At 29.3% G+C, this 25,847-nt stretch carries 27 protein-coding genes; 12 read left to right on the top strand and 15 right to left on the bottom strand.

The window, feature by feature from the left end:
• Positions 1-7 precede the first annotated feature (7 nt).
• Genes ABXT56_RS02300 through ABXT56_RS02280 form a run of 5 tightly spaced genes read right to left on the bottom strand, consistent with a single transcriptional unit; the run spans position 8 to position 4,618 of the window.
• Complete coding sequence (locus ABXT56_RS02300) at positions 8-706, bottom strand: SDR family oxidoreductase (protein ID WP_415300900.1); 699 nt, start codon at positions 704-706, stop codon at positions 8-10.
• Positions 706-1,587: an SPASM domain-containing protein gene (locus ABXT56_RS02295; RefSeq protein ID WP_415300898.1), complete on the bottom strand. Its 882-nt coding sequence runs from the start codon at positions 1,585-1,587 to the stop codon at positions 706-708. Before ABXT56_RS02295 ends, ABXT56_RS02300 begins: the two co-directional genes overlap by 1 nt.
• Position 1,588: 1 nt before the next feature.
• Entirely contained in the window at positions 1,589-2,281 is a 693-nt protein-coding gene (locus tag ABXT56_RS02290; RefSeq protein ID WP_415300896.1) for a hypothetical protein, read from the bottom strand.
• 7 nt (positions 2,282-2,288) lie between these two features.
• Positions 2,289-3,014: a 3-deoxy-manno-octulosonate cytidylyltransferase gene (gene kdsB, locus ABXT56_RS02285; protein ID WP_415300894.1), complete on the bottom strand. Its 726-nt coding sequence runs from the start codon at positions 3,012-3,014 to the stop codon at positions 2,289-2,291.
• Positions 3,014-4,618: an aldolase catalytic domain-containing protein gene (locus ABXT56_RS02280; RefSeq protein ID WP_415300892.1), complete on the bottom strand. Its 1,605-nt coding sequence runs from the start codon at positions 4,616-4,618 to the stop codon at positions 3,014-3,016. Before ABXT56_RS02280 ends, kdsB begins: the two co-directional genes overlap by 1 nt.
• Positions 4,619-4,696: 78 nt before the next feature.
• Here ABXT56_RS02280 and map point away from each other — a divergent pair, with 78 nt between their 5' ends.
• The 8 genes from map to grxD are packed head-to-tail and all read left to right on the top strand — an operon-like array spanning position 4,697 to position 11,233.
• Positions 4,697-5,467, top strand: a complete 771-nt coding sequence (gene map, locus ABXT56_RS02275) for a type I methionyl aminopeptidase (protein WP_415300890.1) — start codon at positions 4,697-4,699, stop codon at positions 5,465-5,467.
• A gap of 3 nt (positions 5,468-5,470) precedes the next feature.
• The gene (gene purB, locus ABXT56_RS02270) at positions 5,471-6,763 is read left to right on the top strand and encodes an adenylosuccinate lyase (protein ID WP_415300888.1); all 1,293 of its coding nucleotides are present in this window, start codon (positions 5,471-5,473) and stop codon (positions 6,761-6,763) included.
• The gene (purC, locus tag ABXT56_RS02265) at positions 6,763-7,545 is read left to right on the top strand and encodes a phosphoribosylaminoimidazolesuccinocarboxamide synthase (RefSeq protein WP_415300887.1); all 783 of its coding nucleotides are present in this window, start codon (positions 6,763-6,765) and stop codon (positions 7,543-7,545) included. Before purB ends, purC begins: the two co-directional genes overlap by 1 nt.
• Position 7,546: 1 nt before the next feature.
• Complete coding sequence (gene purS, locus ABXT56_RS02260) at positions 7,547-7,789, top strand: phosphoribosylformylglycinamidine synthase subunit PurS (protein ID WP_415300885.1); 243 nt, start codon at positions 7,547-7,549, stop codon at positions 7,787-7,789.
• 6 nt (positions 7,790-7,795) lie between these two features.
• On the top strand, positions 7,796-8,479 hold the full coding sequence (gene purQ, locus ABXT56_RS02255; RefSeq protein ID WP_415300883.1) for a phosphoribosylformylglycinamidine synthase I: 684 nt from the start codon (positions 7,796-7,798) through the stop codon (positions 8,477-8,479).
• A complete protein-coding gene (gene purL / locus ABXT56_RS02250) occupies positions 8,479-10,671 on the top strand; it encodes a phosphoribosylformylglycinamidine synthase subunit PurL (RefSeq protein ID WP_415300881.1) in 2,193 nt (730 codons plus the stop codon). The genes purQ and purL overlap by 1 nt, the downstream gene beginning before the upstream one ends.
• Entirely contained in the window at positions 10,671-10,901 is a 231-nt protein-coding gene (locus tag ABXT56_RS02245; protein WP_415300878.1) for a BolA/IbaG family iron-sulfur metabolism protein, read from the top strand. Before purL ends, ABXT56_RS02245 begins: the two co-directional genes overlap by 1 nt.
• Positions 10,901-11,233 (top strand): Grx4 family monothiol glutaredoxin, encoded by a 333-nt coding sequence (gene grxD / locus ABXT56_RS02240; RefSeq protein WP_415300876.1) that lies wholly within the window; start codon positions 10,901-10,903, stop codon positions 11,231-11,233. The genes ABXT56_RS02245 and grxD overlap by 1 nt, the downstream gene beginning before the upstream one ends.
• Positions 11,234-11,239: 6 nt before the next feature.
• On the opposite strand, the gene rpsD is transcribed toward grxD, so the two are convergent.
• The 10 genes from rpsD to ABXT56_RS02190 form a co-directional block, all read right to left on the bottom strand.
• Positions 11,240-11,857 carry a 30S ribosomal protein S4 gene (gene rpsD, locus ABXT56_RS02235; RefSeq protein WP_415300875.1) on the bottom strand — a complete coding sequence of 206 codons (618 nt, stop codon included), beginning with the start codon at positions 11,855-11,857 and terminating at the stop codon, positions 11,240-11,242.
• Between the two features lie 40 nt (positions 11,858-11,897).
• Positions 11,898-12,611, bottom strand: a complete 714-nt coding sequence (locus tag ABXT56_RS02230) for an RNA methyltransferase (protein WP_415300874.1) — start codon at positions 12,609-12,611, stop codon at positions 11,898-11,900.
• Positions 12,612-12,622: 11 nt separating this feature from the next.
• Positions 12,623-13,486 carry an urea carboxylase-associated family protein gene (locus ABXT56_RS02225; protein ID WP_415300872.1) on the bottom strand — a complete coding sequence of 288 codons (864 nt, stop codon included), beginning with the start codon at positions 13,484-13,486 and terminating at the stop codon, positions 12,623-12,625.
• A 2-nt stretch (positions 13,487-13,488) separates the two neighbouring features.
• Positions 13,489-15,090, bottom strand: coding sequence for a citramalate synthase (gene cimA, locus ABXT56_RS02220; protein WP_415300870.1), 1,602 nt, complete (start codon positions 15,088-15,090; stop codon positions 13,489-13,491).
• Entirely contained in the window at positions 15,087-16,448 is a 1,362-nt protein-coding gene (cysS, locus tag ABXT56_RS02215; RefSeq protein ID WP_415300868.1) for a cysteine--tRNA ligase, read from the bottom strand. Before cysS ends, cimA begins: the two co-directional genes overlap by 4 nt.
• 45 nt (positions 16,449-16,493) lie before the next feature.
• Positions 16,494-17,231: an NAD(+) synthase gene (gene nadE / locus ABXT56_RS02210; RefSeq protein WP_415300866.1), complete on the bottom strand. Its 738-nt coding sequence runs from the start codon at positions 17,229-17,231 to the stop codon at positions 16,494-16,496.
• 39 nt (positions 17,232-17,270) lie between these two features.
• Complete coding sequence (locus tag ABXT56_RS02205) at positions 17,271-18,650, bottom strand: class II 3-deoxy-7-phosphoheptulonate synthase (protein WP_415300864.1); 1,380 nt, start codon at positions 18,648-18,650, stop codon at positions 17,271-17,273.
• Between the two features lie 62 nt (positions 18,651-18,712).
• Positions 18,713-19,006, bottom strand: coding sequence for a hypothetical protein (locus tag ABXT56_RS02200; protein WP_415300862.1), 294 nt, complete (start codon positions 19,004-19,006; stop codon positions 18,713-18,715).
• 54 nt (positions 19,007-19,060) lie between these two features.
• A complete protein-coding gene (gene glmS, locus ABXT56_RS02195; RefSeq protein ID WP_415300860.1) occupies positions 19,061-20,881 on the bottom strand; it encodes a glutamine--fructose-6-phosphate transaminase (isomerizing) in 1,821 nt (606 codons plus the stop codon).
• Positions 20,881-21,507, bottom strand: coding sequence for a DapH/DapD/GlmU-related protein (locus ABXT56_RS02190; protein WP_415300858.1), 627 nt, complete (start codon positions 21,505-21,507; stop codon positions 20,881-20,883). The genes glmS and ABXT56_RS02190 overlap by 1 nt, the downstream gene beginning before the upstream one ends.
• 70 nt (positions 21,508-21,577) lie before the next feature.
• Between ABXT56_RS02190 and ABXT56_RS02185 the strand changes: the two genes are divergently transcribed.
• The 4 genes from ABXT56_RS02185 to ABXT56_RS02170 are packed head-to-tail and all read left to right on the top strand — an operon-like array spanning position 21,578 to position 25,840.
• A complete protein-coding gene (locus ABXT56_RS02185) occupies positions 21,578-22,267 on the top strand; it encodes an HAD-IA family hydrolase (RefSeq protein ID WP_415300856.1) in 690 nt (229 codons plus the stop codon).
• 50 nt (positions 22,268-22,317) lie between these two features.
• A complete protein-coding gene (locus ABXT56_RS02180) occupies positions 22,318-23,820 on the top strand; it encodes an MmgE/PrpD family protein (protein ID WP_415300854.1) in 1,503 nt (500 codons plus the stop codon).
• Positions 23,820-24,716 (top strand): methylisocitrate lyase, encoded by an 897-nt coding sequence (prpB, locus tag ABXT56_RS02175; RefSeq protein ID WP_415300852.1) that lies wholly within the window; start codon positions 23,820-23,822, stop codon positions 24,714-24,716. Before ABXT56_RS02180 ends, prpB begins: the two co-directional genes overlap by 1 nt.
• Entirely contained in the window at positions 24,716-25,840 is a 1,125-nt protein-coding gene (locus tag ABXT56_RS02170; RefSeq protein WP_415300851.1) for a bifunctional 2-methylcitrate synthase/citrate synthase, read from the top strand. Before prpB ends, ABXT56_RS02170 begins: the two co-directional genes overlap by 1 nt.
• Positions 25,841-25,847: the final 7 nt, after the last annotated feature.

Here is a 25,847-nt window from a genome sequence, read left to right as displayed (position 1 = left end):
ATTAAAACTATTCTCCACCAGTTATATTAATTATTTCATTTGTTATAAATTGATTTTCGTTAGATGAAAGATAGAAAATATAATTTGCAATATCTATTGAGGTGGCCATTTTTTTTATAGGTAGTAGTTTTGTTCTGGCAATTAAATCTTTGTTTAATATTTTTTTATGTATTTTGGTGTCTGTTAAACCTATTCTTAGCACATTATAAAATACATTTTTATCAGCAATTTTTTTTAAATAACTTGGTATAAATTCATTCAAATGTTTTGAAAGCGAGTATTCGAAAGTCTGATTTCCTCCACCAAATTTAACTCCTACACTAGATGAATTTAAAATTCTCCCCCATTTTTTTTTAATCATCTTTTTTATAGACATTCTAATTATCAGCAAGGGTATAAATGAATTTATTCTTAAGGTTTTTTCTAAACTTTCAATTTTAAATTTCTCAAATGATTTTCCATTAATAAATCCAATTAAATTTATTATAATATCGTAGTTGTCATCAAATTTTTTTAATATATTTTTGTAATTATAATAAGATAAATCTGCTTTGATCAGGTTACAACTTTTGTCAATTTTTTTTACTCCTTTATAATTCGAATTGTAATGTAAGTTAACATTATAGTTATCTTTATTAATAAAAAGATTTGCTAACTCAAGACCAATATCTGAACTGCCACCAAGAATTAAAACTTTTTTTTTCATCAATTAAAATATCCTGAGTTTTTTTTACCCATAAATGTGCCCTCAACATCACATACGTTACAAGGCTCCATTTTTCTATTAGATTTGTTTAACATTTTTCTAATACTAATTGATCTTTTACTAAACCAAATGTCTAGTAATTTTTTTTTTTTTAAATCCCCAAGTATTACTTTTTTACCCCAATCATGTGGACACATTAAAACATCACCCTGATAATCTAAAAAAAAAGTATAAGATGGAATATAACACGGTTTTTTAAGTGGCTCTTTTAAACTTTTTATTTTAAATTCTGCATTTTCCATAAGTCCTGATCTATTGCTTAGTGTAATGCCAAAATCTTGTTCTTCTGAATAATATCTATGTCTAACTATGTATTGTTCACTTGATAGATTTGCACTTATACATAAATCTTCTAATTTATCGGCATCTTTTTTACCATCATAAGCACTTATAAGAATTTTTTTCAATCCACTTTCAAATAGTTTATTAAGTCTTTTTAAGTTTAATGGGTCCCCATTTGTTACCATTTCTATATTACATTCTGGGAGATTATCTCTAACCATGCTAATCAAATTATAAATATTTTTATCTAATAATGGTTCGACAAAACCACTGTACCTGATTGTGCCCTTATAACTTAGATCTTTAAGTTCTAGACAAAGTTTTTCATGAAGTGAATTGCTAATAAATTCTTTTTTATCGACAAAATCAGATGCACTACGAGGACAAAACGAACAAGTTCTATTGCATGTTCCAGATTCACTAATTTCAATTTCTGTTGGTAATGGAAGCAAAACACCATTGTGTCTAATCAATTGAATCTTGTCCTCGACAGTTTTTGATTTATTTTTAATATTAGTGTCTAAAAATTTTTCTTTCATTTTAAAAAGTTTCTGATTCAAATAAATTAATTTTTGTGTTTGTATTCAGATCAACATCAAGTGTATATAGCCTATCTTTAAATTTTTTTTTTAAATTTTTCATCAAAGCTATATCAACTTTTGATCTATTGTTATACCGAGAGCCTTTTTTATCATAAAAATGGCCACCAAAACTCATTCCAATACCTGATATTATAATGTCACTTTCAGGATAAAGTTTTAATGCATGAAGAATTGAGAAGAATCCCGTTGAAACACCTCCCAATTTTCCATTTTTAATCAATCTTAAAACATGAATAATCTTACTTGAAATTTTTTCTTCATAATAAAATTCTTTTATTAAAATATCTAATATATTTAATTTAAAAAACTGAGACTGGAAAAAAAAAGCATCTTTAAATGAAAAAAATTCATAGTTAGTTTTTTTTGGAAAATCATATTTTTCAAACTTTATAGAACCCGATCTTGATAATAAAATATCTGGATGTGATTTAATAACTCTTTTTTGAACTTCTTCATTTATTTCAAATTCTCTACCTCCGATAACTGCAGTGAAAGGAGTATTAGGAAATCTATCTAAATATTTTTGAGCTTTTTCAGCAGCACCATTAGCTGTATAAATTTTTTCAACTTTAATATTTGGGAGCATTGAGCCAGGTTTTGATCCTAAAACTAATATGTTTTTTTTTGACATTGAATATTTATTTTTTTACAAGCTTTCTAACTTTTAATAAATCCTCTTTAATATCTATAGCTATTGATTTATTAGACATTTTTAGCATTTTTACTTTATAACCAAGCTCAAGAAACCTTAAAGATTCCAAGTCTTCTATTGATTCAATGGTTGTTTTTTTTTTAACAGATGCATATAATTTTAGTGCATTGTATGGAAATGAGTAAATGCAGACCTGTCTCCAAGCTTTAGAAAATGATTTTTTTTTATTTGAAGGTATTGGTGCACGAGACATGTATAAAAGATAATTATCATTACTAAAAACTACTTTTGGTATATTTGGTGAGTAAAAGCTTTTTTTATCTTTAATTTGAGTAAAACCATTTACAATTTGGTTGGGGAATTTTTTTGCATACTTAATAATTTTCATAATATCTGTAGGGTTACAAATTGGCTCATCACCCTGAACGTTGATATAAAAATCTTTTTTAATTCTTTTTGACACCTCAGCAATTCTATCTGTTCCTGTAAGGCATTTTTTAGAAGTAATGATTGTTTTAATATTATTTTTTTTACATATAAATTCAATTCTTTTGTCATCTGTGGCTACTATAATTTTATTTCTAGGCACAACTTTGTTGCATTGATTAAATGTTCTAATAATCATTGGGATGCCTTTTATATCAAGCAAAGGTTTTCCTGGTAATCTTTTTGACTGATATCTTGCAGGAATTACCAATAAATAATCAATCATTAAATCTTTTTAATAACTTTAATCTTATAGTTTGTTGGTGTTAGTGAAAATATTTTTTTTGCTTTATTCTCTAATTTATAGTTTTGAAATAACTCATCCATTACAAATTTTTTTGGATTATTTTGGGTATAACCATCTAAACCAATCAAAAATATTCTTTTGGAATCACCGCTAGTACAAATGCCTAAGGCATATGTTATAGCTAAAGAATTCGGTAATATAGCAAAATTTTCTTCAAATTTAAATTTATAATTTTTAACTTGTAGCCCAAAATCTAAAACATTTTTAAATTTAATTCTTGATTTTACATTCTTAGAAAAACTTGAATATGGTGTAATCAGACTGGTATTAAATTTTTTGTATTTATCTATATCAGATAATAGTCTCAAAGTATGACAAACAATACGTGCATGAATATACTTTTCAGGGACTGGTTTTATTGCATTCAAAACAAAAACAATGGGTTTGTTTTTTAAAATAAATTTAATTAATCTATTTTTATATTGCAATGTAGATTGGCCTGGTCCTATTATAAGTACATCTTTTTTTTTAAGTAATTTTAATGGTAACCATGAACCTTTATTAATTTTTTTATAAAAATTTTTTCCTAGAGTGATTAGTTCTTTACTAAATTTTTTACCTCCAACAGAATTTAAATAATTTAAATTTGAATGAATATCCTCTGGTTGAAAACTTTCCTCACTTAACATTTCTTGAACAAAACTTGGATGAATGGAATTAAGTCCAGCAAAATAATAAAAAGGGTTAGATCCCCATTTATATTTGTCTTTGAGTGGTTCAAAATAATTTTTGATTAAATTTAATAATTGAACATGATTTTCACTTTTTTCATTTTTTCTTTTTAATTCTAAAATTAGATATTCTGTTTTTGTGTTACCTGGTCCTCTACCCATCCCTGAAACTGTACAATCTATCCAATTAACATTATTTTTAATCGCTTCAAGTGAGTTCTCTAACGCTCTTCCCATATTATCGTGTGTATGAATACCTGTGTTTTTTTTCCAGTATAACTTAATGAGTTTGATTATTTTGTTAGTTTTTTTTGAATCTAGACTTCCAAGACTGTCAGCAAAATATAAAACATCTGCTTTAGTTTTTTTAACCTGTAAAACTGTATTTTTTATTTCTCGAATCGATAATTCTGGTATTTGCATAATATTTACACCAACTTTGTATCCTGATTTTTTAAGCCAATTTACTAAAGGTGTTATTTCTTTAATTTCAAAGTGATGACAGGCTATTCTAACTAAAGAAATTATTGAATTTTTTTTTGATTTAAAATTTTTTTTTGCTAAATCGATTATATTCTTATTATTAATAAAATCAGAAGCATTTACCATTACACCAATTTTTAAGCCTTTTGGTATTTTTAAACTTTTTAAAAATCTCTCTTCTGAATAAGCTGTTGGTCCTTTTGTTTTTACTTTATCAAGAAATCTAAATCCTATTTCAACATAATCAACTTTGATAATATCCATAACCCTTAGATATTCATTGATTAAATCTTTTTTAAAATACCAATTATTGTAATAACCACCATCTCTTAAGGTACAATCTAAAATATTTAATTTATTTTTTTTCATTATCAGGATATAAATACAACAGTTCTATCAGAATTTTTTATAATTATTAACCAAGATATTTCAGAATAAATATTACATATGATTGAATATTCAGAAAAATTTGAAAAAATGAGAATTGCTGGAAACTTAGCTGCGAGGACTCTAGATTTACTAACTGATAACATCAAGCCTGGTGTTACTACTGATTCTATAGATAAATTAGGATATGAGTTTATAAGAGATAACGGTGGACACTCTGCTCCTCTCTTTTATAGAGGTTTTAAAAAATCATTATGCACTTCTTTAAACCATGTTGTATGTCATGGAATTCCATCAGATAGAGTCTTAAATGAGGGTGATGCTATAAATGTCGATGTTACAGCTATTATCAACGAACATTATGGGGACACCAGTAGAATGTTTTGTGTGGGAAAGACACCAGTTAAAGTTAATAATCTAATTGATGTAACTTATGAATCTATGATGTTAGCTATTAAATCTTTAAAACCAGGGTTAAAACTTGGTGACATTGGACACACAATTCAATCTTTTGTTGAAAAAAAAGGATTTTCTGTTGTTAGAGATTTTTGTGGTCATGGTATAAGTACAACATTTCATGAACCACCAAATGTTTTGCATTATGGAAGAAAAAATACTGGAATGGAACTTAGACCAGGAATGACTTTTACAATTGAACCTATGATAAATTCTGGTGAATGGGACGTTAAAATGCTTAAAGATGGTTGGACAGCAGTGACTAAAGACAAATCTTTATCTGCTCAATTTGAGCATACACTCGGTATTACTGAAAATGGTTATGAAATCTTTACAGAATCTGTTAAAGGTTACTCTAAGCCTCCTTACTTATAATTAATGATTGAAAGATATTCTAGAAAACAACTAACTGACATATGGTCAGAAGAAAACAAATACAAGATTTGGCTTGATGTAGAAGTAGCTGCAGCCGAGGCTATGGAAAAACTTGGCCAAATTCCAAGAGGTGTGGCTTTAATTGTTAGAAAAAAAACTAAAATTGATGTCAAAAGAATTCATCTAATAGAGTCTAAAGTTAAGCATGATGTTATAGCATTTTTAACTTCTGTTACAGAAAAAGCAGGAATTAAAGCAAGATATCTTCATCAAGGAATGACGTCTTCTGATGTACTTGACACTAGCTTAAATATTCAATTAGTTCAATCAGGAAAAATTTTACTTGGTGATATTGATCAAATTCTTAATGTTTTAAAAAAAAAAGCCAAAAAATACAAATACACTCCATGCATAGGTAGAAGTCATGGAATTCATGCGGAGCCAATAACTTTTGGCTTAAAACTAGCTTCTTTTTATGAAGAGTTCAAAAGAAATAGAAAGAGATTAGTTAATGCAATTGATGAAATTTCTACATGTGCAATCTCTGGTGCCGTAGGAACATTTGCTAATATTAATCCTAATGTTGAAAAATACGTTGCAAAAAAACTTAGTTTAAAAATTGAACCAATATCAACTCAGGTAATACCTAGAGATAGGCATGCTTTTTACTTTTCTGTCCTTGGAATTATCGCTGGCTCTATTGAGAGAGTTGCAATTGAAATTAGACATTTACAAAGAACAGAAGTTTATGAAGTGCAAGAATTTTTTTCAAAAGAACAAAAAGGCTCATCAGCAATGCCTCATAAAAAAAATCCTATATTAAGTGAAAATTTAACTGGTCTTACAAGAATGGTGAGAAGTGCGGTTATCCCTGCCTTAGAAAATATTGCATTGTGGCACGAAAGAGATATTTCTCACTCAAGTGTTGAAAGAAACATCGGACCAGATGCAAACATAACTTTAGATTTTGCCTTAGTCAGACTTAGTAATATCTTGGATAAAATGATTGTCTATCCAAAAAAGATGATTGAAAACTTGAATATAACTAAAGGTTTAATTTTTTCACAAGAAGTAATGTTGGAATTAACAAAATCAGGTCTAAGTAGAGAGCAATCTTATAAAATGGTTCAAAACTATGCTAAAAAATGTTTTGCAGAAAATCTAAATTTATTTGATGTTATATCAGGTGATAAGTTCATAATGGCTAAAATTTCTTCAAAAAAATTAAAAGCTATATTTAATTACTCATCGCACTTTAAAAATGTAGATTTAATCTTTAGAAGAGTTTTTAAATAATGAAAAAAGGTAAAAAGTTATACGAAGGTAAGGCAAAAATAATTTATGCAACATCTGATAAAAATTTAGTTATCCAATATTTTAAAGATGACGCAACAGCTTTTAATAACTTAAAGAAATCAACCATTGAAGGTAAAGGAGTTTTAAACAATAGAATATCTGAGCATATTTTATCAAACCTAACCCAAATTGGGATTAAAAATCATTTAATTAAAAGATTAAACATGAGAGAGCAAATTATTAAATTGGTAGAGATTATTCCTATTGAGTTTATTGTTCGTAATGTTGCAACAGGTTCTATTACTAAAAGACTTGGTATTGAAGATGGAACAGTTTTAAAGCAACCATTATTAGAATATTGTTTAAAAGATGATAGTTTAGGTGATCCACTTATTGCAGAAGAGCATATCTTGGCTTTTGATTGGGCTACAAAATCCGAATTAGAAAAAGTTAAAAAAATGATCCTTAGAATTAATGATTTTATGATTGGAATGTTTAGAGGAGTTGGAATTAAACTGATTGATTTTAAACTTGAATTTGGAAGGCTTAAAGAAAATGGAAAAAATGAGATTATTTTAGCGGATGAGATTAGTCCTGATACTTGTAGATTGTGGGATAGTATCACTGATAAAAAGTTAGATAAAGACAGATTTCGTAAAAACTTAGGTGATTTAATTCCAGCTTATACTGAAGTTGCTAAAAGACTTGGTATTTTACATGAACAATCTAACTTAAGTGCTGTCAATGTTACTAAATTAAGTTCAATTAAAAAAAGAAAATAATATGAAAATATCAGTGGTTATAACTCTTAAGAAAGATGTTTTAGATCCTCAGGGTAAAGTTATTCACCAAACCTTAGATAGTATGGGATTTCAAGATATCAATGAAGTAAGGCAAGGAAAATATTTTGAAATTGATACAAAAGAAAATGATAAGAAAAAAGCTGAAGCAAAGGTAGAAGAGATGTGTAAAAAACTTTTAACTAATTTAGTAATAGAAGACTTTAAAATTATTGGATCACAATAATAAAAAATGCATTCATCCGTAATAACTTTTCCTGGATCCAATTGTGATAGAGACATGGATGTTGCCTTAAAAAAATTTGGCTTTAAAAATAAAATGGTTTGGCATGATGATGTTGAACTTCCAAAAAGTGATTTAGTAGTTTTACCAGGTGGTTTTTCATATGGTGATTATCTTAGATGTGGAAGTATGGCATCAAAATCCAAAATTATGAAATCTGTTTTAAACTTTGCTCAAGGGGGTGGCAAAGTTATGGGGATATGTAATGGTTTTCAAATTTTAGTTGAGTCTGGTTTGCTACCTGGTGTGCTGCTTAGAAATAAATACCTAGAATTTATTTGTAAAAATGTTTTTGTTAAAGCTAACAATAAAGACAACTCTTATTTTAGAGGTAATAAAAAAGATGTTTATAAGTTTCATATAGCTCATAATGAAGGAAATTACTTTTGTTCTAATGAACAAATTAAAGACATTAATAATAATAACCAAATAGCCTTATTTTATTCAGATAAAAACGGAAATGTTAATGAGCAATCTAATCCTAACGGTTCATTATACAATATAGCTGGTATATTTAATAAACAAAAAAATGTTTTAGGAATGATGCCTCACCCTGAAAGAATGATAGATCCTGCGCTGTCAGGTGAAGATGGTTCAATATTTTTTGAAAACTTAATTAATAATTTAAAATAATGATAGTTAACGAGCAACTCGCAATCGATCATGGTTTAAAAAAAGAAGAATATAAAAAAATCTGTGATTTATTAAAAAGAGTTCCTAACATTACCGAACTAGGTATTTTTTCAGCAATGTGGAACGAACATTGTTCTTATAAATCTTCAAGATTTCATCTTAAAAACTTACCAACTAAAGGAAAAAATGTAATCCAAGGACCTGGCGAGAATGCTGGTGTTGTTGATATTGGTGATGATGATGCAATAGTATTTAAGATTGAAAGTCATAATCACCCTTCATTTATTGAACCTTATCAAGGCGCTGCAACTGGAGTTGGTGGAATTATGAGAGATGTATTTACAATGGGCGCAAGACCTATAGCAAATTTAAACTCAATTCATTTTGGCTCACCTCAACACAAAAAAACTAAAAATTTATTACGTGGTGTTGTTCGTGGTATAGGTGGTTATGGTAATTGCATGGGTGTTCCAACTATTGCAGGTCAAACTAGTTTTGACGACTCTTATAATGGTAATATTTTAGTAAATGCCATGACCTTAGGTCTTGTTAAAAAAAATAAGATTTTTTATTCAAAAGCTGCTGGTTTAGGAAAACCTGTAATTTATGTTGGTTCAAAAACTGGCAGAGATGGAATACATGGCGCCAGTATGGCGTCTGCATCTTTTGATGATAAAATAGAAGAAAAAAAACCAACTGTTCAAGTTGGTGATCCTTTTACTGAAAAACTTTTACTAGAGGCTTGCCTAGAATTAATGGCTGGAGACTCAATTATAGCTATTCAAGATATGGGCGCTGCAGGACTAACATCTTCGAGTATTGAAATGGCTTCAAAAGGAAACTTGGGAATTGAATTAAATTTAAATAAAATTCCTTGCAGAGAAACAAACATGACACCGTACGAAATTATGCTGTCAGAAAGCCAAGAACGAATGCTTATTGTTTTAGAGAGTGGCAAGGAAGAATCGGCTCAAAAAATATTTGATAAATGGAATTTAGACTTTGCTGTGATTGGTAAAACAACAAAAAATAAAAAAATTGAGCTCTACTTTAATGAAGAAAAAGTAGCAGACATACCAGTTAATACTTTAGTTGAAAATTCCCCTATGTATGATCGAAAATGGAAAAAAGCTAAATTGCCAAAAAAAATAAAAATTGAAAAAGAACAATTTAAAACTTTAAAAATAGTTAATGTTCTAAACAAAATTTTATCCAATCCAAATGCATGTAGTAAAGAATGGATTTGGCGACAGTATGATCATACTGTTATGGGTGATACTATTCAAAAACCTGGTGGGGACGCTGGTGTAGTAAGAGTTCATGGTACGAACAAAGCTGTTGCTGCATCTGTGGACTCTTCAGCTGTGTATTGCTGGGCTCACCCCTTAAGTGGTGGAAAGCAAATTGTTTGTGAAAGCTGGAGAAATTTAATTTCAGTTGGTGCGAAACCAATTGCAATTACTAACTGCTTAAATTTTGGTAGTCCTGAAAATGATGAGAATATGGGTGAATTTGTAGAATGTGTTCAGGGCTTAGGTGAAGCAAGTGCTTACTTGGACTTTCCAGTAGTATCAGGAAATGTTTCTTTTTATAATCAAACTAAAGATATTGGAATTAAACCTACTCCTGCGATTGGTGGAGTTGGATTGATTAAAGATTATAAAAACATGGTTACAATGAATCTTAAAGAAAGTGGAAATATTCTTTTAGTGATAGGAAAAACAGAGGGCCACCTAGATCAAAGTTTGTTTGCTAGAGAAGTTTTAAATGAAAAAAATGGTCCCCCTCCTGAAATTAATCTTTTCAATGAAAAAAACAATGGTGAAACAGTCTTAAAACTTATAGATAAAAATTTTATCAAATCTGCACATGATGTATCATTAGGTGGTATTATTACCGCACTATCCAAAATGTGTATTAAGGGTAAAAAAGGTGCCACACTAAAAAAACCAAACTATCTAATTAATAAATTTGAATATTTGTTTGGAGAAGATCAGGGTAGGTATATTATAGAAATCAACAAAAATGACCTTCAAAATGTAAGTAAAATACTTTCGGCAAATACTGTTCATTTTGATGATCTTGGAACTGTAGATAATGATAATTTAATTATTGATGATAAGTCAAAAGTATCAATTGACGATTTAATTAAATCACATACAAATTGGTTAACTAATTATATGAGCAAATAATGGCAATGGATTTAAAAGAAATTGAAACACTAATAAAAGAGGCTATTTCTGATGCAGTTATCGAAATTCAAGATTTAGCTGGAGATGGCAACCATTATTCTGCAACAGTTACATCTAAAAAGTTCTCTGGCAAAAGTAAAATAGAACAACATAAGATGGTATACAATTCTTTAAAAGGAAAAATGGGTAATGAACTGCACGCATTAGCAATTAAAACAAAGGAGCAATAATGGATGATCAAACAAAAAATTTAATTCAAAATCATATAAATATAAATGAAGTATGTTTATTTATGAAAGGAACACCTGATGCTCCCCAATGTGGGTTTTCTATGGCTGTATCAAATATGTTAAAAATTTTAGAAGTTAGTTATAAAGGTATTAATGTTCTTGAAAGCCAACCTTTAAGAGAAGGAATAAAAGAATTTAGTGAATGGCCTACCATTCCACAAATTTATATCAAAGGTGAATTTATAGGTGGATGTGACATCGTTAAAGAAATGTATGAAAACGGTGAACTTAAGAAAGTTCTTGAGGAAAAGGGAATTAGTTTTAAAAAATAAAAATTATTATCTAGAGTAATACTCAATAACTAGATTAGGTTCCATTACCACTGGATATGGAACTTCTTCAAACTTAGGAGTTCTAACAAAAGTAACTTTTTTATTTTTTTCATCTAACTGAATATATTCTGGTGTTTCTCTTTCTTTATTTGCTAAAGCAATATCGATGAAAGCTAATTGTTTAGATTTATCTCTAATTTCAATCGTATCTTCTTCGCTTACCATATAGCTAGCAATATTTACTTTTTTGCCATTAACTTTTACATGACCATGATTTATAAGTTGTCTTGCAGAAAAAATTGTTGTTGAAAATCTAGCTCTATACACGACAGCATCTAATCTTCTCTCAAGTAAACCAATTAAATTTTCACCAGTATCACCTTTTTGCATTGTTGCTTTTTTATAAATATTCCTAAATTGTCTTTCATTAATATTACCATAGTAACCTTTTAATTTTTGTTTAGCTTGTAACTGGATACCATAATCGGAGGGTTTACCTTGTCTTGCTTGACCATGTTGACCAGGACCGTAGGCTCTAGTGTTAAAAGGACTTTTAGGTCTTCCCCACAAGTTTATTTTTAATCTTCTATCTATTTTATGTTTAGAGTTAATTCTTTTTGTCATTTGATAGTTGGGGTTATAAACTTACTCATTATTTTGTCAATCAACCTTTTTTGGCTAAACTGGCAAATACACTAGATAATATACGAGTTTCTTTCTCAGATAGCTCCATTTTAGAAAAAATACTTCTTAAGTTTTCTAACATAATAGGCTTCTTCTCCAAAGGTTTGAAGAAGTTCTTTTCTTCTAATTTATTAATACATAAGTTCGTCATTGCCTGCACATGCTTTTTACTTGCTAAAGTTACTTTTTTTGATTTGGAATACTTGCTTCCCTCTAAACTAATAATGGTTGCTACTGTTTGTGCAATTATAATAACACTATGGGATAAGTTTAAAGATTTAAAATCAGGGTTAGTTGGTATCAGCATCGTATAATTAGCATAACTAATTTCTTTATTAGATAAACCAGAAGCCTCAGAACCAAATAAAAAAGCAATTTTCTTATTAAAGTCAATTTTTTTTAAATCTTTTAATTTTATATGTTTGATGTTCTTATTTCTAAATCTTGCTGATGTCGCAATAATAATATCTACTTTTTTAACTGCAAATTCTAGAGTTTCATGGATTTTTGCTTTAACAATAATATCTTTAGCTCCAACGGATGTAGCTAGAATCTTGTCATTTGGAAAAAATGGTTTTGGTTTTACAACAATTAAATTTTTGAATTTAAAATTTTTTATTGCTCTGGCACATGCTCCAATGTTTTCAGATAGCTGGGGTTGATGCAGTATGAATGAAATATTGTTAAATGACATAATAAGTTCAATTAATCAATGCCATGACTTCTATTATAGCTAGATATTTTTGAATTAGCCAAATCTTTCAATAAATCTTCTGGTGAGGACCAGATTGAAACTTTTAATGGATAGCACTTTACATTATCTGAAGAATGTTCTGAGCCACAATCACCACCAGGACAAGTAGACAAAACTCCAAGTAAATTTGTTTCAGCAAAAAATTCTAAATAATCACCTGGTCTTACCGGGCTTGATTTCATAAAATACTGCTTTGTATCATTAGTAAAACCCGTACACATAAAAACATTTAACACATCATGAACAAGTTTTTCAGCTTCATCTATCTTAATTCCTTTTTCATTAACTAAAGCTCTTGTTAAATTTGAATGACAACAATAATGATAATCTGTACCTGATAGTAGCTTCGATGTATACGGATCGCATCGTGTTCCTATAACATCATGAACAGATCCACCATCTAAATCATATCCATACCAATCTAGAGTATCCCAAGTAATTGTAGCTAATGATCTTAAATAAGGAAAGCTACTTAACATTTTATCTCCTGTTGAAAGATGTGTTCCATAAAGAGCTCGAGTTTTACCTGAATAAAATTTCTCCTGTAAATTATCTGCTTGGAAGATGTTTAGGTCACCTACTTGAGGTCCTTCTATGCTTTCAATTCTGAAAAATTGACCTTTTTTAATTTCAAAAGTTTTAGCATCTCTCGGAGGTATTATGATTTCACTAATATTTTTTAGGTTTTTTCTAACATTAAGTAATATAGATAAATTGCTCTCTTTTAATTCATCTATTGGATAACACACAACAGGTTTTACATTTGCTCTATCTTTAGCATCCAAAGGAGCTGTAGAATATTTTTTAGTCTTCATATTTATTTACTTGCTGGAGCTTTATCTTTAAACAATTTATAGTCTAGACTATCTACTAATGCTTTGAATGAAGCATCAATAATGTTGGCAGAAACACCAATTGTAAACCAATTTTTTCCTTTAGAATCTGTGCTTTCTATTGAAACACGTGTGATGGCCTCAGTACCTGTATCTAAAATTCTAACTTTATAATCTACCAATTTGAGATCTTTTAAATATTTAGTATATTTATTTAATTTATCAACATTTTGTCTAATAGCATTATCTAATGCATTTACTGGTCCGTTACCTTCACCTTCACAAATAATTTTTTCACCATCAACTTCTAATTGAGCTCTTGCTGAAGAAATTATTTTTCCAGATAAATCTTTCTTAACAGAAACATCATATTCTTGAATTAATATATATCTAGGTATTTCACTTATAATCCTTCTTGCTAATAATTCAAAAGATGCGTCAGCACCATCATAGCTATAACCAATAAACTCTCTGTCTTTTACTTCATCTAAAAGTTTTTTAATTTTAGGATCATTTACTTTTATTTCGATTCCAATAGTTTTTAATCTTGAAATAATATTCGATTTACCCGATTGATCTGACACAACAATATTTCTAGAGTTTCCAACTTCTTCTGGATTAATATGTTCATAAGTTTTTGGATCTTTTTGAACAGCAGAAACATGCAGCCCACCCTTATGTGAAAATGCTGCAGCACCTACATAAGGTAAATGTTTATTAGGTTTTCTATTTAAAATTTCATCTAAAAGTCTTGAACATTGAGTTAAATTTTTAATATTCTCACGTTTTATTTGTAGTTCAAATTTAGAAGCAAAATCTTTCTTTAAGAAAAAAGTTGGAATTAAAGACATTAAATTTGCATTACCACATCTTTCACCTAAACCATTTACTGTTCCTTGAATATGCCTAACACCTGCCCAAACAGCTGCTAATGAATTAGCTACTGCATTACCTGTATCATTATGAGCATGTATTCCTAAGTTTTTACCAGGTATAACTTTAGTAACTTCGGTTACTATTTTAGTAATTTCATGAGGAAGAGTTCCGCCATTAGTGTCACACAATACAATCCATCTAGCACCTTCATCAAAGGCTGATTTAAGACATGATATTGCATATTTAGAATTTGCTTTGTATCCATCAAAAAAATGTTCAGCATCGAACATAAATTCTTTTTTTTCTTTAACAAAATGTTTGGTGCTTTCTGTTATGTTTTTTAAATTTTCTTCATTAGAAATACCTAAGGCAATATCGACATGAAAATCCCAAGATTTACCTACCAAACAAACTGCTGATGTGTTTGCATTTAATAGAGCTGATAAACCAGGGTCATTATCAGCGCTGCGTCCAGTTCTTTTAGTCATACCAAATGCTGTTAATTTTGCGTTAATAAATGCATGTTTATTTTGGAAAAACTCAGTATCAGTAGGATTTGCTCCAGGCCATCCACCCTCAATATAATCAACTCCTAAGTTATCTAAAGCAGAGGCAATTTTTAACTTATCATCTACAGAGAAATCTACACCTTGAGTTTGTGCACCATCTCTTAATGTAGTATCAAATATATATAGTCGTTCTTTGCTCATTTAAATTTCCAAATTGTTTTACCATCTTTATCTTCTATTAAAACACCTTTATCTAAAAGCTTATTTCTAATAATATCAGCTTCTTTATAATTCTTATCTTTTCTTGCTTTATTTCGAAGTGTAATCATTTCTAAAATATCATCATCATTGATAGACAATTTTTTCTTTTTAAATTGGATCCACTCTTCTTTTGTTTTATTTAAAATACCTACAAAATTACAAGCAGAAACAAATAATACTTTATCATTTTCATTCCTCTTTTTAGCTTTGTCATAAAGTTGATGTAGATTTGCTATATATCCTGGTGTATTTAAATCATCATATAATGGAGATAAAATATCTTCATCCAAAACTATTTTGTCTTTCACCTGTAAATAAACTTCGTACCACTTATCAATAGTGGTTTTGCATTCCTCTAAAAGATTTTCATTCCAGTCTAGTGGTTGCTTATAATGAGCGCTCATAAGAGCAAGTTTTAAAACTTGTCCATCGACATTTTCTTTGAAATCTTTAATCTTTAATATGTTGCCAGTTGATTTTGCCATTTTTTCATTAGACATAGTTATAAAAGCGTTATGAATCCAATAATTAGCAAAAACTTTAGTATCATTAGCGCATCTTGATTGTGCAATTTCATTTTCATGATGAGGAAAAATCAAATCAATTCCACCACCATGAATATCAAATGTATCTCCTAAATATTTCTTAGACATTGTAGAACATTCTAAATGCCAACCAGGTCTTCCTTTGCCCCAAGGGGAGTCCCAAGAAGGTTCATCGTTTTTAGATGGCTTCCATAAAACAAAATCTTCTGATTTTTTTTTATTTTCTGAAACTTCAACTCTAGAACCTGCTATCAAATCTTCTAATTTTTTACTTGATAGTTTTCCATAATCCTCAAATTTACTTACTTCAAAATAAACATGATTATTTATTTCATAGGCAAAACCTTTTTTTATTAAAGATGATATCATTTTAATCATAAGATCAATATGATCTGTTGCTTTTGGTTGATGTGTAGGATGATCTAAATTTAAATAATTACAATCATCATTAAAATCTTTAATAACATTATTTGTTAATTCAGATATTGATATATTTTTCTCTTTTGATGATTTAATAATTTTATCATCAACATCAGTAATGTTTCTCACATAGTTTATTTTTTTGTTTCCATATTTTGATTTCAAAACTTTGTATAAAATATCAAAAATAACAAGAGGTCTTGCGTTACCAATATGTGGGTTGTCATAAACGGTTGGACCACAAACATACATTCCTATGTTTTCTTTATCTAATGGAACAAATTTTTCTTTTTTGTTACTTAGATTGTTTGTTAAATATATATCCTTGTTCATTATCTTAGAATTATACTTTAATTATAGATTTGTGAATCTATAAGATTAGTTAGGAATCTTACAAACTGGAATTGGTTCCATTTTATGCAGGTTCATCTTTCTTATTTTTTGGTATTTATCACGATTTATTGAGTTTACATTATTCATGGCTTCTTCTAATTCTGCATATTTAAGACCTAATTGACCTTCGTCTGTTCTGCCATCATCCCATAGTCCGTCTGTTGGATCTGCTTTAATTATCTCTTGTAGTATATTAAGAGACTTACCTATTTCCCATACTTCAGATTTATTACAATCTGCAATGGGAGAAATGTCTACTCCACCATCTCCATATTTTGTATAAAATCCCACTCCAAAATCCTCAACTTTATTTCCAGTACCAACCACTATTCCTTTGTTTGCAGCAGCTACCTGATAAAGAGTAGTCATTCTAATTCTTGCTCTAGAATTTGCCATTCCATGTTCGCTATCAAAATTAGACAAGGTGTCTTTAAATGTTTCAAATAATTTATCTAAATTTAATGTATGTGCCTCAACATTTTTGAAATTCTTAACAAGCCATTCTTGGTGTTTTAAACTTAAATCATGTTGTGATAATTTTTGTTTAATAGGCATTGATAAAACAATTGTTTTTATACCTGTCATTGCACTCAATGTACTTGATACAGAAGAATCTATTCCCCCAGAAATTCCAATGATTAAAGATTGAGCCTTACTTGGCATCTTTTCTACGTAATCTTTAATCCAATTGCTTATAAATTGTGCTTTTTCTAATGGTTTCATTACCTAAAATTTAAACGAAATTGTATTTAATACAATGCTTTAAGATGCCGCTTTAATATTTTTTTTAGAATAAGCAGCATTTTTTTTAATCTCATCAGAGATTAAAAAAGCTAGCTCTAATGCTTGGTTAGCGTTAAGCCTTGGATCACAATGAGTGTGGTAACGGCTAGATAAGTCTTGATCAGATATTTTCTGGGCACCACCTGTGCATTCTGTAACATCTTGACCAGTCATTTCAATATGCAATCCACCCGCATAACTACCTTCACTCTGATGACATTCAAAAACATTTTTTACTTCTTTAACAACACTATTAAATGGTCTTGTTTTAAATCCAGTTGTAGCTTTAATTGTATTTCCATGACAAGGATCACATGACCATATTACATTTAAACCTTCCTTTTTTATTGCTCTAATTAATTTTGGTAAAAATTTAGAAACATTTTCATGACCAAATCTAGAAATTAAAGTTATTTTACCTTTTTCATTTTTTGGATTAATTTTATTACAAAGATTGATTAAGTCTTCGGCTTTTAATGTTGGGCCACATTTAATTCCAATTGGGTTTTCAATTCCTCTACAAAACTCAACATGTCCACCATCTAATTGTCTAGTTCTATCTCCTATCCAAACAAAGTGGGCTGAGGTATCGTGATATTCGCCTGTTGTTGAGTCTACTCTTGTCATAGCTTGTTCAAAAGGAAGTAGTAAAGCTTCATGTGAGGTCCAGAAATTAACTGTTTTTAATCTTCTATTAAAGTCTGAATTGATTCCACACGCATCCATAAATGCTAGAGCATCTGCTATTCTATCTTCTAAATCTTTAAATTTTTTAGCAGCAGGAGAATTTTTAATAAAACCTAAATTCCAAGTATGTACTTTTTTAAGGTCAGCAAAACCTCCGTGGGAGAATGCTCTTATAAGATTAAGCGTAGATGCAGACTGAGAATAAGCTTTAAAAAGCCTCTTAGGGTCTGGAACTCTTGACTTTTCATTAAATTCCATTCCATTAATATTATCTCCTAGGTAGCTAGGTAGCTCAATACCATCAATATTTTCGAATGAAGAACTTCTTGGTTTAGAAAATTGTCCAGCAATTCTTCCGAGTTTAATAACTGGTAGTGAAGCAGAATAAGTAAGAACTAAGGACATTTGAAGAATTAATTTAAATGTATCTCTAATATTATCAGGGTGAAATTCTGCAAAACTTTCCGCACAGTCTCCACCTTGTAACAAAAAAGCTTTTCCATCAACAACATCAGCAAGCTGTTCTTTTAGATGTCTTGTTTCACCTGCAAAAACCAAAGGTGGAAAATCTTTAATCTTACTAAGAACTCCATCTAATTCTTTTTTATCCGGATACTCCGGAATATGTTTTACAGGATAATCTCTCCAGCTATTTATTTTCCAATTTTTCATATTCAACCTAGGAGTGTTCTAGCAGACTTAATTAATTATTCAATAGTGCGGTAACAGGGTTTTTATTTAACAAAGTTACATTTTACATTAGTTCCTGTAATTCCAGCAGTTCGTATTACTATTGTACCAACGCCCCTAATAAATTTTGATTGCATTCCTATTGGACCCCCATTTTTTTTGTGAATTACACATCTAATGGTACCAATGTGATTTAAATCATCAAAAGCAACTGTGACATCATGAAATATTCCAGTTATTGAAACTGTGTAATCTGTGATTTCAAAAGATTTAGCATTTACATTAAAAGTAAAAATCAGTAAAAAAAATGTTATTAATGAAAATTTAATTAATTTCAAATTTTTAATTAAAACATACTTGGTCATTAGGCTTAAGTTATACCAAATAACTATTTATTCAACAGTAACAGATTTCGCCAAATTTCTTGGCTTATCGATATCATAACCTTTTTTAAGAGCAGAATAATATGCCAATTTTTGCAACGGAATTGTTAATAAAAATGGAAGTAAATCATCATTAGTGTTCTCAACTTCAATGGTTTCCCAGATATTTTCTGATAGAACTTCATCTTTACTTTTATTGGTAATTAATAAAACCTTTGCACCTCTTGCTATAACTTCCTGCATATTTGAAATTGTTTTTGGATAATAGCTATCTCTTGGAGCTAAAACTACTACTGGCATTCCATCTTCTATCAAGGCTAATGGGCCATGTTTCATTTCACCTGCTGGATACCCCTCTGCATGAACGTAGGCTAATTCTTTTAATTTAAGTGCACCCTCTAAAGCTATAGGATAAGAAAATCCTCTGCCTAAAAACATTGACCCTTTGGCATCAGTAAATGTGCTTGAGACTGCTTGAATCTTAGTTTCAGTCAACAAAGTTTCTGCAACTAGTTTTGGTAATAACTTTAAATCTTTAATTTTATTTACATACTTATTTTTTTCTAAATCTTTTCTCAAAGAGGCTAATTTTAGTATCAAAATATATAGAACCAACATTTGTCCCAAGAAGGCTTTTGTTGAAGCTACACCAATTTCTGGGCCACAATGAATTGGTAATACAAAATTAGAGTCTCTTGCTATTGAGCTTTCGATAACATTTACTACGCTACAAGTTTTCATATTATTCTTATTACATAAATCTAAAGCAGCATATGTATCTGCTGTTTCACCAGATTGGGAAACAAAAATATATAGGTTATCTTTTTTAAATCTATTATTTCGATATCTAAACTCTGAAGCAATATCAATTGTAACATCTAATTTTGTTAATTCTTCAAACCAATATTTTGCCATTAAACAAGAGTGGTATGCCGTTCCACATCCTATTAGAGTTATGGAAGAAATTTCTTTTAAATCCCAAGGGAAATTATAAATATTGATATCGTTATTAATGGTATCAATATATTCCTTGATACAATTTTTTAAAGTAGTCGGTTGTTCTTCAATTTCTTTTACCATAAAATGTTTAAAATCACCTTTTTCATAATTTTGCTCGTCAGTAGATAATTCTAAAACTTTTTTATTAACCTTTGATCCTTCTTTATCAAAAAATTCAACATGATCCTTTTTAATAATACAAAACTCACCATCATTTAAGTATGAAATCTTATTTGTCATGGATTTTAAAGCATATGAATCCGAACCTAAGTAATTTTCATTAGGTCCATATCCCACTGCTAGTGGAGAGCCCCGTCTAGCCCCAACAATTAAATCTGGTTGATCTTTAAAAATTATACCTAAGGCAAAACTTCCATGAAGTTGATTAAGCATTTTTAATATAGAATTTTTTAAATCATGTTCTTTTAGATATTCAGTAATCAAATGAACTATTACTTCTGTATCTGTTTGTGATTTAAATTTATGTCCCTTGCTAATTAAATATTTCTTGAGAATTGTAGAGTTTTCTATAATTCCATTGTGAACAACAGAAACTGTTTCAGATGAATGAGGGTGTGCATTAATAGTATTAGGTATTCCATGAGTTGCCCACCTAACATGACCTATACCAACAGAGCCTAACATACCTTTAATAGCCGAATTTTTTTCTAAATTTTCAACTCTACCTTCAGATTTAACTTCATTAATTACTCCCTCTGATAAAGTTGCAATTCCAGCAGAGTCATAACCTCTATACTCTAATTTTCTAAGTGAATTTATAATCGCAGATGAAACTGGCTTACTGCTAGTGATGCCTATAATTCCACACATTATTTTTTTTGTTTTCTTTTGTAATGTTTGACCTCTGTTTGTAAGGGTCTAGTTATTGCTAAACTATCTTGTTTGACATTTTTTGTTATTACAGATCCAGCTCCAACAGTACTATTTTTATTTATTGTTATGGGGGCAACTAATGATGAATTAGACCCAATAAAAACGTTATCTTTAATTTTAGTTTTACTTTTTGTAATTCCATCATAATTACAAGTTATAGTTCCAGCTCCAATATTAACTCCATCTCCTATTTCACTATCTCCAATATAAGATAAATGACTAATCTTAGATTTTTTTCCAATAGTACTTTTTTTAATTTCAACAAAATTACCAACTTTTGAATTTTCTCTCAATATAACGCCAGGTCGTATTCTTGCATAAGGTCCTACGTCAACTTTATTTTCTATTTTACAATCTTCTAAGTGTGAAAAAGAATTAATTATTACATTGTTTCCAATTTTTACTTTCTTGCCTATAACTACATAAGGATTGATCACAACATTATTGCCTATTTTAGTGTCTTCTGAAAAAAAAATTGTTTCTGGACCAACCATTTTAACTCCCAATTTAATAAATTTATTACGCAACTTTATTTGAATTTTTTGTGAATTTATTTGTTTCATTTATAAAATTCTTTATAGTAAGTATTAAGTTATCTTAATTCACAAATTATTTCTTAAAAATACTTTATAAATGACTCAAAAATATACAATCTTATTTGATCTAGATGGAACTTTAGTTGATACAGCGCCTGATTTAATGGGTGCGCACAATCATGTAATGAAAAAATATGGTTTTCCAACAAAATCAACAGAAGAAATTAGAAACTTAGTGGGTCAAGGTGCTGGTGCATTGATTGGTAGATCTATATGGGGTCAAGCAAAAAAAGAATACCAAAGCGTGACTGACCAAGAAATTAAAGATAAAATGTCTAAGGACTTTGTTGAATATTATGGAAAGAATATTATAAAACAAAGTACTCTCATAAATGGAGTTAAAGAATTTTTACAATGGTGCAAAGGTAAAAATATTTCTATGGCTGTATGTACTAATAAACAGGAACACTTAGCTATCGATCTTTTAAAAAAAATTGAAATTTATGAATATTTTGAATATGTAGCAGGCCACAATACTTTTGATTATTGTAAACCTGATCCTAGACACCTAACAAGTGTAATTGAAATTTTGGATGGTGATATAACTAGATCTCTAATGATTGGTGATAGTGAAACTGATGCTAATGCTGCTAAAGCTGCATCAATACCTGTGATCTTATTAGAAAATGGCTATACAGAAAAAAATACTAATGAAATTTATCATAATCATTTAATAAAAGACTTTATAGGTGTTGAAAAAATAGTTTCAGCTTACTTAAAAGATTGATTTAATTTTTTTTCTAATTATTACTATTCTCATAAAAATTAAGGAGATTTGTGATTTCACATAAAGTTAAAGTTTACCCATCTAAAATACCTTTATCTAAAAAAAATCAGTTAGCTTGGAAGATTGCTGAGATTGCATCTGATAATGCAAAATTGAGTAAAGATTCAATTGAAATGGTTATTAATAGAATAATTGATAATGCTTCTGTTGCTATTGCATCTTTAAATAGAAAGGCTGTTATCTCTTCTAGAGAAATGGCATTAAAACACCCAAGAAAAAATGGTGCAACTTTGTTTGGAATAGATTCAAAAAAAAAATTTGATTGTGAATGGGCTGCTTGGTCAAATGGAACAGCGGTTAGAGAGCTTGATTTTCATGATACTTTTTTAGCTGCAGACTACAGTCATCCAGGTGACAATATTCCTCCTTTGTTAAGTGTCGCACAACAAAATAAAAAAAGTGGCTTAGATCTTTTAAGAGGAATTATTACAGCTTATGAAGTTCAAGTTAACTTGGTAAAAGGTATTTGTCTTCATAAACACAGAATTGATCATATTGCTCATTTGGGTCCTAGTGTTGCAGCAGGATTGGGCTCTATGCTAAAATTAAATACTGAAACAATTTATCAAGCTATTCAACAAGCTTTGCATACTACAATATCAACAAGACAATCTAGGAAAGGTGAAATTTCAAGTTGGAAAGCATTTGCACCAGCACATGCAGGTAAGCTTGCTATTGAAGCTGTTGATAGAGCAATGAGGGGCGAAGGTGCACCTAGCCCCATTTACGAAGGTGAAGACAGTGTAATAGCTAGAATTTTAGATGGAAAAAAAGCTTTGTATAATGTGCCATTACCCAAAAAAGGTGAAAGTAAAAAAGCCATTCTTGAAACTTATACTAAAGAGTATTCTGCTGAATATCAGGCACAAGCACTTATCGATATTGCAAAGAAACTAAATAAAAAAATAGATAATCTTAACCAGATAAAAAAAATTGACTTATATACAAGTCACCATACTCATTATGTAATCGGTACAGGCGCAAACGATCCTCAAAAAATGGATCCAAATGCAAGTAGAGAAACTCTAGATCATTCAATAATGTACATTTTTGCCGTAGCTTTAGAAGATGCTAATTGGCATCATTTAAGATCTTATACTAAGCAAAGAGCTAATAAAAAAAGTACAATCAAAATATGGAAATCAATTACAACTCACGAAGATAAAAAATGGACTAAAAAGTATCACGACCCTGATCCAAAAAATAAATCATTTGGAGCAAAAGTAATTATTACTATAAATAATGGTAAAAAAATTATAGAACAATTAGATAGAGCAGATGCTCACCCATATGGAGCACGACCATTTAAAAGAAAAAACTATATAAATAAATTTTTAACACTAACAGATGGTATTTTGGACAAAAAAGAAAGTGCACGCTTCTTAAAGGCAGTTCAAAACCTTAAAAATTTAAAAGTAGGTGAACTAAATAAATTGAATATTCAAGTTAAGAGGAATCAAATTAAAAAAAATAAAAAACAAGGAATTTTTTAGTGCATTTTGTAGATAAAGAGCCCAGTCAAAAAAGAGCTGACTTTGTCAGTAAATTAAAATCAAATAAAATTTTAAGAGTTCCTGGAGCTTATAATCCATTGACAGCAAAACTTATTGAAGAAATTGGTTATGATGCAGTTTACGTATCAGGTGGGGTTATGGCTAATGATTTAGGTTTTCCTGATATAGGCCTAACTACATTGCAAGATGTGAGCACTAGGTCTTATTTAATCTCAAGAGTTACAAGTTTACCTACGATTGTTGATATTGATACTGGTTTTAAATCTTGTGAAGAAACCATTAAAACTTTTGAAGAATTTGGAATATCTGCAGTTCATTTAGAAGATCAAGTAGAACGTAAGAGATGTGGACACTTAGATAACAAAGAATTAATTTCAACAGACACAATGGTAAAAAAAATTAAAGAATGTGTTGCTGCTAAACAAGATGAAAATTTTAAAATAATAGCTAGATCTGATGCAAAAGGGGTTGAAGGTATAGATAAAATGATAGATAGATGTAAGGCATACATAGATGCTGGTGCTGAAATTATCTTTCCAGAAGCACTACATGATGAAAAAGATTTTGAAAAAGTTAGAAAAGAACTTTCTTGTTATCTGTTAGCTAACATGACTGAATTTGGGAAATCTAAACTTTTTAATTACAAAGAATTAGAGAGTTTTGGGTATAATATTGTAATTTACCCAGTAACTACACAAAGATTAGCAATGAAAAATGTAGAAGATGGACTTAAGGACATTTATGTAAATGGACACCAGAACAATATTATTGATAAAATGCAAACAAGAAAAAGATTATACGAATTAGTAGAATATGAAAAATACAACTCTTTAGATGAAAAAATTTATAATTTCACTACGGAAGGACATGAATAATGAGTGATGAAATTAAAAAAGGCTTACTAGGTATAATTGTTGATGAAACTGAAATTTCAAAAGTTATGCCAGAAATCAATTCTCTAACTTATAGGGGTTATGCAGCTCAAGATTTGTGTGCTAGATGTGATTTTGAAGAAGTTGCCTACTTAATTCTAAATAAAGAATTACCTAACAAAAAACAATTAAAAGAATTCAAGAAAGAATTGTCTAAAGAAATAACTTTATCAAAAAATTTAATAAATATTCTAAAACAAATTCCTAAAAAATCTCACCCCATGGATGTTGCAAGAACTGCTGTCAGTGTTATGGGTCTTGAAGATAAAGAAACCAAAGATAACTCCCCAAAAGCAAATTTAAGAAAGGCAATTAGAATTCTTGCAAAAACACCCACTGCATTAGCAGCTTTTTACAGACTTAGAAGAGGAAAAAAAATTTTAAAACCAAAAAAAAAACTTACTTTTTCTGAAAACTTTTTTCATATGTGTTTTGGAAAAGTTCCAAATAAAGAAATTGTCAAAGCTTTTGATGTTTCTTTAATTTTATACGCAGAACATAGTTTTAATGTTTCAACTTTTACTGCTAGAACTATCACAAGCAGTTTATCTGATATTCATGGAGCAATAACAGGTGCCATTGCAAGTTTAAAAGGTCCTCTTCATGGTGGAGCAAATGAAGAGGTGATGCACATGATGAAAAAAATTAAAAAGCCCGAAAATGCATTAAAATGGATAAATAATGCCTTAAAAAATAAGGATGTCGTTATGGGTTTTGGCCATCGTGTTTATAAAAGTGGAGATTCAAGAGTCCCAACTATGAGAGAATATTTCAAAAGAGTGGCAATTGTTAAGAAAGATAAAACATTTGAAAAAATATACGACATTGTTGAAAAAGTGATGATCAAAGAAAAAAATATCTATCCAAACGTAGACTACCCAACTGGACCCACTTATCATTTAATGGGTTTTGACACTGATTTCTTTACACCTATATTCGTAATTTCAAGAATTACTGGTTGGTCAGCTCACATTATGGAACAACATGCAGCCAATAAATTAATCAGACCTTTAGCAAGTTATAAAGGAAATAAACATAGAAAAGTTTTACAACTTAATCAAAGATAATTTTTAA

Source organism: Candidatus Pelagibacter sp. Uisw_134_02 (assembly GCF_047720265.1).
GTDB lineage: Bacteria > Pseudomonadota > Alphaproteobacteria > Pelagibacterales > Pelagibacteraceae > Pelagibacter.
The sequence above is the reverse complement of the archived record's forward strand: the minus strand, read 5'-3'. Positions and strand labels throughout refer to the sequence as shown.